The 12,665-nt window shown below is 49.6% G+C and carries 10 protein-coding genes; 5 read left to right on the forward strand and 5 right to left on the reverse strand.

The window, feature by feature from the left end:
* Positions 1-7 precede the first annotated feature (7 nt).
* The 4 genes from RBH91_RS04760 to RBH91_RS04775 form a co-directional block, all read right to left on the reverse strand.
* Positions 8-2,626, reverse strand: a complete 2,619-nt coding sequence (locus tag RBH91_RS04760; protein WP_307893663.1) for a DUF2309 domain-containing protein — start codon at positions 2,624-2,626, stop codon at positions 8-10.
* Complete coding sequence (locus RBH91_RS04765) at positions 2,623-4,155, reverse strand: NADH dehydrogenase subunit 5 (RefSeq protein WP_307893664.1); 1,533 nt, start codon at positions 4,153-4,155, stop codon at positions 2,623-2,625. The genes RBH91_RS04760 and RBH91_RS04765 overlap by 4 nt, the downstream gene beginning before the upstream one ends.
* A gap of 174 nt (positions 4,156-4,329) precedes the next feature.
* Positions 4,330-4,704 (reverse strand): Na-translocating system protein MpsC family protein, encoded by a 375-nt coding sequence (locus tag RBH91_RS04770; RefSeq protein ID WP_076762416.1) that lies wholly within the window; start codon positions 4,702-4,704, stop codon positions 4,330-4,332.
* A 272-nt stretch (positions 4,705-4,976) separates the two neighbouring features.
* Positions 4,977-5,528, reverse strand: coding sequence for a DJ-1 family glyoxalase III (locus RBH91_RS04775; protein ID WP_307893665.1), 552 nt, complete (start codon positions 5,526-5,528; stop codon positions 4,977-4,979).
* Positions 5,529-5,732: 204 nt separating this feature from the next.
* Here RBH91_RS04775 and RBH91_RS04780 point away from each other — a divergent pair, with 204 nt between their 5' ends.
* From RBH91_RS04780 to RBH91_RS04800, 5 genes are all read left to right on the forward strand, one after another.
* Entirely contained in the window at positions 5,733-6,707 is a 975-nt protein-coding gene (locus RBH91_RS04780; protein ID WP_307893666.1) for a thiamine pyrophosphate-dependent dehydrogenase E1 component subunit alpha, read from the forward strand.
* A gap of 23 nt (positions 6,708-6,730) precedes the next feature.
* The gene (locus RBH91_RS04785; RefSeq protein WP_307893667.1) at positions 6,731-7,765 is read left to right on the forward strand and encodes an alpha-ketoacid dehydrogenase subunit beta; all 1,035 of its coding nucleotides are present in this window, start codon (positions 6,731-6,733) and stop codon (positions 7,763-7,765) included.
* Positions 7,766-7,786: 21 nt separating this feature from the next.
* Entirely contained in the window at positions 7,787-8,917 is a 1,131-nt protein-coding gene (locus RBH91_RS04790) for a dihydrolipoamide acetyltransferase family protein (RefSeq protein WP_307893668.1), read from the forward strand.
* An 18-nt stretch (positions 8,918-8,935) separates the two neighbouring features.
* Positions 8,936-10,315 carry a dihydrolipoyl dehydrogenase gene (gene lpdA, locus RBH91_RS04795; RefSeq protein ID WP_307893669.1) on the forward strand — a complete coding sequence of 460 codons (1,380 nt, stop codon included), beginning with the start codon at positions 8,936-8,938 and terminating at the stop codon, positions 10,313-10,315.
* 119 nt (positions 10,316-10,434) lie between these two features.
* Positions 10,435-12,288: a sigma-54-dependent Fis family transcriptional regulator gene (locus tag RBH91_RS04800; RefSeq protein ID WP_307893670.1), complete on the forward strand. Its 1,854-nt coding sequence runs from the start codon at positions 10,435-10,437 to the stop codon at positions 12,286-12,288.
* Here the strand turns inward: RBH91_RS04800 and RBH91_RS04805 are convergent, their stop codons facing one another.
* Positions 12,289-12,615 carry a YnfA family protein gene (locus RBH91_RS04805; protein ID WP_076762423.1) on the reverse strand — a complete coding sequence of 109 codons (327 nt, stop codon included), beginning with the start codon at positions 12,613-12,615 and terminating at the stop codon, positions 12,289-12,291.
* Between the last annotated feature and the right edge of the window lie 50 nt (positions 12,616-12,665).

The raw sequence follows: 12,665 nt of genomic DNA on the forward strand, positions 1-12,665 counted from the left end.
ATTCACCTCATTCATCATTTTGTTTTGTCCAGTTCTCCCAGTTTCCGTGCGGATCAATCGAAGCAAGGAGAATCCAGGTATTTTCTATTTTTTTTCGGAAGCCGTGATCCTGTTCAAGTAGCCGTTCGATATGTTCCCGGGGCGCCTCAATGACAACAAGCAGCCGGAGAGGCGCATGATAAATCTCTTGATCTGACAGCATGACAGACTGCCAAGGAAGGCCTGTCAGCAAATCACTTGCATTTCCCTGCATAACGCCAAGGCCAGAAGTGACGGTTTGAGTCGCTTTATTTCCGCTTCCATAATAATGCGGTGCAACGGTTGACGCGTAATACTGTAGATTGATCCATTGGGCCACCGTCCCCGGGCCAGAAATGATGCCGCTAAGGATGGAGCCGTCTTGGTCATTCCGCCAGTCATAGCTGTGCAGAAAAGCCCTCCCCTCAAGATCAGCTCCCCGCGTAAGCCGGCGCGTGCCGATGATGAATGAAGCGTTTCGGGCTAGTCCCCATTCGGGGCGAACTTCACTCCAATCTTCGGCAAAGCGCTCAATCTCATTCCGCGGATTCTTATATCCGAACTGAGGCAATTCGGCTAAGCGTTCTGCTCCGACAGTGCGGCTGACATCGGGAAGCGCTGAATTCATGCGGTCAAACGCCTTTTGAGCTTTTTCCGACAGCTCAGGCACATAGAGCCAATGCAATTCATCCAATGTTGTCATGTGCTCTGCGGCAGCGAATGCCGTATCATCCGGGATGAAGATGCCGTCGGAGCGGAGCCTCTGTCTGACGCTTGGAAGGTTGCATAAAGCGGCAAGGACGCGTGCGTTGAAAGCGCCTGATGCGCCTCCGCAGGCGCCGCAGTCCAGTGCCGAGGCATAAGGGTTATTCGTGCTTCTGCTGCTGTGCCCGCAAATGACAACCAGCGGAGCGAACCGGTCTGTGATCCCCATCATCTGTAATGCCTGTCTGGCATAGGCGGCTTTTTCTTCTTCCGTAAATCCGACCGGAATGCCGGTTTCAGACGTTTCCATGCGGTCAAGCGAGAGCTTTGCCTGAGGCTTCTTCAGCCACGTTTTCCGCGCTTTCCGGAAAGCTTCTCCTGCCTTGCGGGGAGCCAGGCTGCGCGCGGCCATTTGCAGGCTCAGCCAAGGACCGCTTACTTCGGGAAGCAGCATACCCGCCAATAGATTCTGTTTCATCGTTTTAAAGGCGGAGCTCAGCGAAGCAGCCGCTTTTTGATGTTCTTGATACGATTTAAAACTGGATTCTTCAGCCGTTTCTTTGACGCGATGTTGCGGTTTAAGGATGACCGGCAGAGAGCTGTGGCTGTGTTTGCTGCCAAGTTCGCACGTTTCGATTGCCAGGTTGAAAAAGCCGGCCGTCCCATACGTTTCAAAAGGTCCTGATTTCTCTAATGCGCGGCGGAACGGCTCTGAACGGACATCGATACAAAATGCGAGCTGGGCCAGCACCGGTTCACTTGTTTCGACAGCTGCCGGTTGGTTTGCCGTGACCTTCTTGATCTCGGCGGCATATGTTTGCTCCCAGGCTTCCAGCCAGAGGCGCCTGCACGTCATGCCATCAAAGCGGCGGGCGAGTGTTAATCGCGCTTTTTGCTCCGCTGGAGAAAGTTCGAGCCATTCGTCAGGAGTGAGATCGCCCCAATGCAGCCAGGCTGCAATCAAAGGAACGAGCTGCCTCTCTTTTTCAAGTTTTGGCTTAGACAGCGGCAAATGAGGCTCAATAAGCATCCATTCCATTGAAAGCCGGACAGCCAGATACTCGAGCAACAGCTCTTCTTCGTCTCGCGATTGCCGGGAACGCCAGAGCATCATCCCCGCCCAGCCCGGCAAAGAAAGCAAATGAGCTTCGAGATAGTCCTGCATGTCTCCATTAGAAATATCAAGTGCTGCGAGCGCTCTTTTTAATGCGTCCCTCGGTTCTTCCGGCCACCTATTCAACCGTTGGCGTTCCGCACGCGACAGGGCTGGATCATGTTCAACAAGCCGTCGCCATGCACTGTAAAACCCTTTTTCACGATGTGGAAGCCGCCATGCCGATTGTGACTCATCAAGGTACAGCTTGCACCATTTAATCACATGATGGTCAAGGAGGTGAGCGGTTTTTTGTCCGGCAAAAACACTTAGCGGTTTGATGAAACTGGTTTCCCGATCAGCTTTCACCCCGCTGGAGGCTTGTTTGGCAAGCTTCTTTACATGGGGGGATGACATAAGCTCTTCAGGTATTTCGTCCAGTTTGAGCGCGGCTTTGCAAAACGCTTCTGCTGTCTCCCTGGGCAGACCGGACGGATGCGAATCAAGCCAATACATCAGCTTTTTTTCAAGCATCGCCTCATCAATTTCTCCCCGTTGTTTTGCGGAGCGGAAAATGGAGGGCTTTGGGTAGATGTCAACAAGAAGCTGTTGTTTAAGGCGCCGCGCTGTCTGTTCGAATGTTTGTTCTTCAAGACCCATCCAAGGATGGCACGCGGCAAAGGTTTCAATAGGCCAAAGCGGCGCAATGACCCGTGCTGCTGCTTGCACCAATTCGTCCATATTAAGGTCATCGGCCTGATGTTCGTATTTGAAGATCAATTGTTTAGACAATGTGGATGCTACTTTCATCCTTGACGACCTCCTTGAGTAAGATATTGGTCTAGATAATTCGGCCGCCCTTCGACCGAATCGGAATGGGGCTCACCCGTTTTCACAAGACGCAGATAAAGTGCACCGGACCATGCAAAGCGTTGCCGAACGATCAAGGTGCCGGCCGCACTGCCGAACAACAAAACGGCGGCCGTTAAAACAACCGCTATTGCCGGCGGCTGCGCCCCTTGTACAACGGCTTCCTTCAAGAGCCCGTGCAAAACGAAATGAATGATGGCAAACGCGAGAGAAGCCCCCATTAAAATGAAAAGTCCGGCAATTCGTGTGATGAGTCCGTGCCCGGCTGTGACAAGCTGTCGCCAAGCAACAAACAGTGACCACCCTAATACAAGGGCGCTGATCATTTGATAGCCATCATCCGCGGCTGTGACCCAGATTCCGGTTACGAGAATAAGAGCGAAGACGCCGCCTAAGATGTTCCAAAAAAGAGACGGCCTGCCCGGTTTAGATGCGAATGATTCATAACGGCGCACCGCTGATCCGGCTTGCAGAAAAAGAGCGGCTTTGAACAGGCCGTGCAAGACGAGATGAATAACAGCCGCGATATAGGCGCCTAATGCGCATTGAATGAGCATAAAACCCATTTGCGCGACCGTTGAAGCTGCGAGCTGCCGTTTGTAGTCCGTTTGGACGAGCATCATGCCCGTTCCGAGTAAGACTGAAAGAACGGCGGGAACAAGCAGGATAAGCTGCAATGCATCACCGCTGAACATCGGTGCGAAACGGGTCAGCATGACCCCGCCGACATTTACGAGTCCGGCGTGCATGACTGCGGAAACGGGAGTCGGTGCAATCGCCGAATCGAGCAGCCAGCGATGAAACGGCCACTGAGCCGCAGGAATCATCACCGTTAAGATGACAAGGAGTCCGATTCCGATTTTCTCCCATGAGCTGAGCTGTGCAAGGCTTTCTTCCGCTATGGCGGATGATAACTGCCAGTGCCCGGTCGAGAGAGAGAGCCAAAGAGCAGCTGCCGCTATAGCCAGCCAGCTGAGCGCAAAGATCCGCCCTGCATACAAAGCGGCATTTTTCGCCGCCTGCCACGTGCTGTTTAAGCCGATTAGCGCAGTCAAGCCGAGCAGAGTGATTCCCCAGCAAAAGAGGAGCCAGCGAAGATCATCGTTAATCCAGGCGGATGAAGCTCCTCCTGTCGTAAGAGTCAGCAGCAAAAAGAATTTACGGTAGGAGCGGTCCCCGAACAAATACCGGACGGAGTAGCGCTGAACGATGAAGCCGATGGTCAGGACAAACAAGGCGATCAGCCAGGCCAGCGAATCCAAGCGCCAAGGAGCTGCAGTGTGCCCGGCATTTGCAGTCATCATGCCCGCCAGTGCGGCGAGCGGAGGCAGGGCGATGATCTTGGCGTGGATCCGTACAAAAGGCAATGGAACCTTTGGATTCAGCACAAGCAGTGCGCTGAATAAACAAAGCGCAAGCGACGCGAAAAATATTTTCAGCCAAAATAAAGAATCTACTAGATCAAACACCCGACATCCCTCCGTCGGCGTTTTGGAAAAGAACATACTGTTTCATGTCTGGCCTTCCTTTCTAAAAACGTAAAAAAGCCGGTATATTCAGGATTGACCCATTTCAGCCAATCTTTCTGAATGATACCGGCTTATCTTCAACTCATGTTCATGCTTTAAAGATCTTCCGTTTTTCTATGATAATTTCTTTTGCAGGTCGTTTGCCAATTTAAACACCATGATCCGTTCGCCTGTGCGCGTGCTGATATCCGTATGAAAGCTGATCGTATCTTCACCGGTCAGCTCCTTCATCAAGCGGTTCAGGTGTTCCATACCCGATTCCACCAAGCCGGAGCGGGTTCTTTTAATTGACAACAGGCCTTCTTTTGCACTGCAAAGTTCATACTCGGCGGGCGTCAAAATCCCGTTTAAGGAAACGATGACCATATTTCTGAGAATATCTGATTTCACAGACACGGACCCCCGTCCCAAGTAGTCTTTTTCCCATTGGGTTAAGGCTTTGCTGATCTCAGCTTCCAAAGACCCCTTCGTCAATTTCTGTTTTGCCAATGTTATATCCTCCTAAAAAAACGGTATATTTCTTTTCCGTATACACAAATATAGGGAAAATGAAATATACCGTCCTATCAAAATGTTAATGTCATACACGGTAAAGATGACTTTTTCACGCGGCCATAATGCCATTATAGCCGAATGCTAAAGCTCTTTTGCATGAGATTACGATGATTGACTTTACGGAATTACTTTTTTAATATCATAGCTTTTAAGATTTATCATGTCAATACCGGATTGTTTTTTGGATGTAAAAGGAAAATACCCGCTTAGAAGACGAGCATTCCTTTTGCCACCTCATCGGATTTTTCTTTTCCGCTTAACAGTTCGGCAAGTTTGAGGGCAAACGGAATCGTTGTCGCCGGTCCCCTGGAGGTGATGATATTTCCGTCTGTCACGACAGGTTCATTTGTGTTGACTTCTGCCCCGGCCAGTTCTTTTTCAACACCCGGATAGCAGGTCGCTTTTTTGCCGCTGACAAGCCCTGTTTTTCCGAGCGTCATTGTCGCAGCGCAGATTGCAGCGACATATTTTCCTGCAGCTGCAGCTTCTTTTAACGTTTGATGCAAGCCTTGATGTTCAAGCATTTTCTTGCTTCCTACGTTTCCGCCGGGCAGAATCAGCATGTCCGCCACATCAAAGTCAGCATCCTCATACATTCGGTCGGCTTCAACGACAATGTCATGTCCGCCTTTTACACTGCGCGTCTGATCAAGAGAGACCGTGACGGTTTCCACTTCAGCCCTACGTAAAATATCGATCGTTGCAATGGCTTCAATTTCTTCAAAACCTTCGATTAAAAAGACAAACGCTTTTTTCATGATAAAACCTCCTCCATTTTCATTCTAACGGTGAAAAAGATATGATCGCAACCGCTTCAGAGACAAAATGAGACCAGTGTCTCGTTTTGTCTCATTTTTCTCATGATGGTTTTGAGACACAACACCGCTGTCATCGCTTTTTTCCGTTGGCACGATTTTTGCAAGAAAAAGAGTGTGATGAAAAAAGACAGGAGGTTTTGCAAAATGGAAGCGGCATTGACAAAGGAAAAAGCGGTATGGATGTACAAGAAAATGCTGGAGATCCGCCAATTTGAAGACCGGGTGCATGAGCTTTTTGCCCAAGGGATTCTGCCTGGCTTTGTACACCTTTATGCGGGGGAAGAAGCTGTTGCAGTAGGCGTTTGCGCCCATTTGAATGACAAGGACAGCATCACAAGCACACATCGCGGCCATGGACATTGTATTGCAAAGGGATGTGACCTCAAGGGGATGATGGCTGAAATATACGGAAAGGCCACAGGGCTTTGCAAAGGAAAAGGCGGATCGATGCACATCGCTGATTTTGACAAAGGCATGCTCGGCGCCAACGGGATTGTCGGAGGCGGTTTTCCATTGGCCTGCGGGTCGGCCCTGACAGCAAAATACAAAAAGACCAAAAATGTAAGCGTTTGCTTTTTTGGCGATGGTGCAAACAATCAAGGCACATTTCATGAAGGAATCAACCTTGCCGCCATCTGGAAGCTGCCGGTCATATTCGTAGCTGAAAACAACGGCTATGGAGAAGCGACACCGTTTTCCTATGCTTCAAGCTGCAAATCGATCGCAGACCGTGCAGCCGGCTACGGAATTCCGGGCATCCAAGTGAACGGAAAAGACGTGCTGGCCGTCTATCAAGCGGCGGAGCAAGCGGTGAAACGGGCGAAAAACGGTGAGGGGCCGACATTAATCGAATGCATGACATACCGGAATTACGGCCATTTTGAGGGGGATGCCCAGCGCTATAAAACAAATGAGGAAAAAACGGAACATCAAGAAGAAAAAGACGCGATCTCCGCTTTCAGGCACGACTTATTGACAAGGCAGGTTTTGAATGAGGCGGAGCTGACCGAGATTGAAGCAGCGGTGGCAGAAGCGATAGATGAAGCGGTTGAATTCAGTGAAGAAAGCGCTTATCCAGATCATGCGGAATTACTGAAAGATGTTTATGTATCTTATTAATTGATCAGAAAGGGGAAGAAAAAATGGCGAGAGAATTGAGTATGTCCGGCGCACTGAATGAAGCGATCAAACTTGCGATGAGAAAAGATGATCATGTCATTTTAATGGGGGAAGATGTTGCCGGGGGAGCCTATGTCGATCATTTGCAGGATGATGAAGCATGGGGCGGTGTCCTCGGTGTGACAAAAGGGCTTGTTCAGGAATTCGGACGCGAGCGCGTCCTTGATACGCCGATCAGTGAAGCGGGATACATCGGCGCCGCGATGGCGGCTGCTTCAACGGGCCTCAGACCGATTGCCGAATTGATGTTTAATGATTTTATCGGGAGCTGTCTGGATCAAGTGCTGAACCAAGGAGCCAAATTCCGCTATATGTTCGGGGGGAAAGCGGAGGTGCCGATCACGATCAGAACGACTCACGGGGCGGGCTTCAGAGCGGCGGCCCAGCATTCGCAAAGCTTGTACGCCCTTTTTACAAGCATTCCCGGTTTGAAAGTGATCGTGCCGTCATCTCCGTATGATGCCAAAGGCTTGCTGCTGGCAGCGATTGAAGATCAGGACCCCGTCTTCTTTTTTGAAGACAAAACATTATACAACATGACCGGTGATGTGCCGGAAGAATATTACACACTGCCGATCGGCAAAGCTGATGTGAAACGGGAGGGTTCTGATGTCACGATTTTCGCGGTCGGCAAACAGGTCAACACAGCCCTGCAAGCGGCAGAACAGCTTGCCTCCAAGGGGATCGATGCAGAGGTTCTTGATCCGCGCAGCTTGTCGCCGCTTGATGAAGAAGCAGTTCTGGCGTCAGTAGAGAAAACGAACCGGCTCGTCATTGTGGATGAAGCGAATCCGAGATGCGGCATCGCTGCAGATATCGCCTCATTAGTCGCCGACAAAGGCTTTGACGCACTCGATGCACCGATCAAAAAGGTGACGGCGCCGCATACACCGGTTCCATTTTCACCGCCGCTTGAAGACATTTATCTTCCAACACCGGAAAAGGTCGCTGCAACCGTATTGGAGATGCTCGGTGAGACATCATCTCAAGGTGTGTAACAGAAGAAAGGAGAGGGGAATATGGCTGTCGAGGTTGTCATGCCGAAACTGGGAATGTCGATGAAAGAAGGCACAGTTTCCGTATGGAACAAAAAAGTCGGAGAAACAGTTGATAAAGGCGAAAGCATTGCAAGCATCAACTCTGAAAAAATCGAAATGGAAATCGAGTCGCCCGCAGAAGGCACCGTTTTAGATATTAAAGTCTCTGAAGGAGAGGGCGTACCGCCCGGAACCGTCATCTGTTATATCGGTGAAGCAAACGAACAGATAGAAAAAAAGAATGAAAAAGAGGAAAAGCAAAAAACTGCGGGAAAGCGAATAAAAATTTCCCCTGCTGCCCGTAAAATCGCCGAAGGCGCAAATGTGGACATCAAAACGCTTGAAGGCACCGGACCGGGCGGAAGAATTACGAAGGCAGATGTACTGAAGGCGCTCCCTGATCAGCAAAAGCAGCAAACAAACGAAGCGGAAGATCCGCCTGTCAGCATGATGCGGAAAACAATTGCCTCAAGGATGACAGAAAGCCTGCAAAACAGCGCCCAGCTTACGCTGACCATGAAAGCTGATGTCACAAAACTAACAGACTTGCAGCATCAGCTTAATGAAACAGCGAAAACGAGGTATGATACAAAACTGACAATCACCGACTTTGCCGCTAGGGCAGCGACGCTTTCACTGTTGGAGCATCCCGGCATGAACAGCATGTATCAAGACGGCAGAGTGACGGTTTTTGAGCATGTTCATCTAGGAATTGCAGCCGCTTTGGATCACGGTTTGGCTGTTCCGGTTGTCCGGCACGCGGAGCGCCTGCCATTGATTGAACTGGCAAAGAAAATCAAGTGGTATGGCCAAAAAGCGCGCGAAGGGAAACTTCTTCATGATGAGATCGAAGGCTCAACCTTTACGATTACAAATCTCGGTGCATACGGTGTAGAGCATTTTACACCGATTTTGAATCCGCCGGAAACGGGCATTCTCGGGGTCGGCAAAATGTATGAAGCACCTGTTTACAAAGAAGGGGAATTGTGTAAAAGCGCGATTCTCCCGCTCAGCCTGACATTTGACCACCGCGCACTGGACGGAGCGCCGGCGGCAGCATTTCTTGCAGCGGTGAAGAATTATTTAGAGGACCCGGCAGCGATTCTTTTATAGAAAGAAGGTGAAGAAACTGTGACACTCGCCATTATCGGAGGGGGGCCTGCGGGGTATGTGGCGGCAATTACAGCCGCCCGCCGCGGCAGGAAAGTCATTTTGATTGATCAAAGAGATTTGGGGGGAACATGTTTAAATGAAGGCTGTATTCCGACCAAATCGCTTTTGGAAAGCGCGGATATGGTCGAAAAAATCAAGTCGGCCAGCGAGTTCGGAATCGACCTTTCCCGGGAAAATCCGGTCATTCATTGGCAGGCCGTTCAAAACCGCAAAAAATCAATCGTCAGGCAGCTTGCAGACGGAGTCCGATACTTGATGAATAAAAACAAAATCAAGGTAATGAAAGGAAAAGCGTCTTTTCTTTCTGAACATGACATTTTGATTGAAGGCGGAGGAAAGCCTGAAGTCATCAAAGCCGAGCATATCATCATCGCGGCAGGATCAGAACCGGCTGCTCTGCCCTTTGCGCCTTTCGACGGAAAGTGGATCATTCACAGCGGTGATGCGATGTCCCTTCCGTCGATTCCCGATTCGCTTTTTATCATTGGCGGAGGAATTATCGGCTGTGAATTCGCAAGCATTTTTAGCAGAATGGGTACAAAGGTTGTCATGGCTGAGCAGGCAGAACAGATTTTGCCTGAAGAAGATCCTGACATTGCAGAATGCTTAAAAAGCAAGCTTGAGGAAGCGGGAGTACAGATCTTGACATCTGCTGCAGTGGAACGGCTTGATCCGGTATTGAAAAAAGCCTTTCTTCTGAAGAATGGAGATGAACGCGTTGAGGCACACTCAGATGTTTGTTTGGTCGCGATTGGCCGAAAACCGAGAGTGACAGAGCTGAATCTTGATCAAATCGGCATTCAATATGACAGTAAAGGCATTCATGTCAATCAGCATATGCAGACGAACCTTCCGCACATCTACGCCTGCGGGGATGTTGCAGGGGGAGTCCAGCTTGCCCATGCCGCCTTCCATGAAGGAACGGTTGCCGCCTCCCACGCATCAGGTCAAGATGTGCAGGTTCATGACAAAGTTATACCGCGCTGCATCTATACATCTCCTGAAATCGCAAGCGTAGGCTTAAATGAACAAAAAGCCAGGGAACGCTATGGAGATATTCGAATTGGGGAGTTTTCGTTTTCCGCAAATGGGAAAGCGCTGATTTTAAATCAGCCGGTCGGCAAAGTGAAAATCATTACAGAACCGGAATATCAAGAAATCATAGGGGTGTCGATTATCGGACCGAACGCGACCGAGCTGATCGGGCAGGCGTCCGTGATGATGCATGCTGAGCTGACCGCTGACACAATGGAAAATTTTATCGCCGCACATCCGACTCTTTCAGAGGCCGTCCACGAAGCCTTGCTGCAAACAAGCGGCCATGCGATCCATTGCTGATTCAGGGTAAAAACTTCGCATATTTCATTGTGCGAAGTTTTTTCATGGGCTGACAAACGATGTTGAAAGCGCTTTTATAATTATCTATAATGAGATAAAAGCCCTTAGGAGAGGATGGAATGAATCCGACGCCCTGCTATTTAAATACGTGGAAACGCTTTGTTCAGGAGGGACTGCTTGATGGATCCCGCCTGAACAAAAGAGTGATGGAGTCATGGTACCGCTGCAAAAAAGCAAATGTGAATCCGTATTTAGATAAAGGACAGTCGATTTTACAAAAGGAATTATTAAGCGTTCAAAAAGAAAAACATGCATTATTTCTTGATGTGGCGCTGCCCTATTTAAACAAAATCAGCCAAGAATTAAAAGAATCAGAAATGATGGCCCTTCTTATCGATGCAGATGGCTATGTTTTAAGCTTGGCCGGAAGTCAAAGGACGCTTGCTGAAGCGGGAAGAATCAATTTTGTTGAAGGTGTCCGCTGGACGGAAGCGGAGGTCGGCACGAATGCAATCGGAACAGCGCTGGAAATCGGTGAGGCTGTGACGATTAACGGCTCTGAACATTTCTCAGTTGCTTCCCATCATTGGAGCTGTTCAGCCGCTCCGATTCGCGATGAATCCGGAATGACCATGGGGGTGATCGACATTTCCTGTCTGACTGACAGGAGGCACCCGTTTATGCTGGGAATGGCTGCAACAGCCGCGCATGCCATTGAACGAGAGGTTCATGTATACACGAAAAGAAAAGAAATGGAGCTGGTCAGCCGTTGTCTCGAGAAGGTTGAATCAGATGAACCGTTTGTCGTTTGTGATGAAAAAAGACAGATTGTATCGGCAAGCAGTCCGGTTCGGGAGCGGTTTTCCGGGTGGCGCGGCATGCAGGTCAATAAGCTGTCTGAAGGAGGATTTCATATTCTGCGCGAGCGAACCATCCGCTCAGAAACAGACGGCAAGACGCTCGGAGTGTCGGTCTCATTAGCAGAAGCTCCGCGAAAAGATCCAGCCAAAACATTTACACCCTATTTCAGCTTTCCGGGAGAAACAGGAACAAGCAAGGCGTTTCAATACGCACTCAATGAAATGAAACTGGCGGCTCAAACTGATGCAAATGTATACATATGGGGGGAAACAGGCTCTGGGAAAGATCTTGCTGCAAGAGCGATCCATGCGGGAAGCGCCAGAAGAAACGGCCCTTTTCTCGCGGTCAACTGCGGTGCCATCCCTGAAAGCCTAATGGAGAGCGAATTGTTCGGCTATGCCGAAGGCGCGTTTACAGGGGCGAAACGCCGCGGTTCAAAGGGGAAGTTTGAGCAGGCTCATAAAGGAACGATCTTTTTGGATGAAATCGGTGAAATCCCTTTTCAGATGCAAGTGGCGCTGCTTCGGATTATCGAAGAGCGAAAGGTCACTCCGATTGGCGGGGCTCATGAAGTTCCTTTAGACATCCGCATTATAACCGCAACCCATCGCGATATGAACGAACTTTTACAGCAAGGGAAGATCCGTGAAGACCTTTACTACCGTCTTCATGTTTACCCGGTAAAAATCCCGCCGCTCAGAGAAAGAAAAGAAGACATCCCCGATTTATTCCGCCATTACAAGGAAAAGCACCGGTGGGAGGCTGAGTTTCCGCGAGGGTTTTTTCAGCGGCTTCAAGAATACCATTGGCCTGGAAACATTCGTGAGCTCTTCAATATTTTCGAGAGATTAAGGGTTTTATTTCCTGCCGGCGGTTTGATCAGTCCGTCCCAGTATGCTTCGGTCTTGGACGTTCTTGACTGGAAAAGCGGAAAAACGTCTGCGGAAGGCGGTCAGCCGCCTTCAAGCGGATTGTCATTCAGAGAGCGCATTCAAAAACATATGATGATGGATGCTTTGCAAAAAGCGAAAGGCAATGTGTCAGAAGCGGCAAAGTTAGCGGGCATTCCGAGAAGCACGTTTTACAAACGGCTTCGAAAATATAACCTTTAGCTAACCCCTCGGCGCCCAGAGCATAATGCTGACACCTGCCAAACAGACCGCAGCCCCGACCCAGTCATAGAGGTCAGGGGTTTTTTTATCGACCCACCAACCCCAAAGCACTGCAAGAATAATAAAAACGCCTCCGTAAGCTGCATAGACGCGCCCAAAGGAAGGGAATGCCTGAAAAGTCGGAATGACTCCATATATGATTAAAATCAAGCCTCCGGTTATTCCGTACCACAGAGGTCTGGATTCCCTCAGCCAAAGCCAAACCAAGTATCCCCCGCCGATTTCAGCCAAGCCCGCGAGCAAAAATAAAATGATTGTGATCAGCATGAACAACACACTCCAATTATGATGTCGAGGCTTTTATTGTACATGATTTC

The organism is Bacillus swezeyi (assembly GCF_030908325.1).
GTDB classification, from domain to species: domain Bacteria; phylum Bacillota; class Bacilli; order Bacillales; family Bacillaceae; genus Bacillus; species Bacillus swezeyi.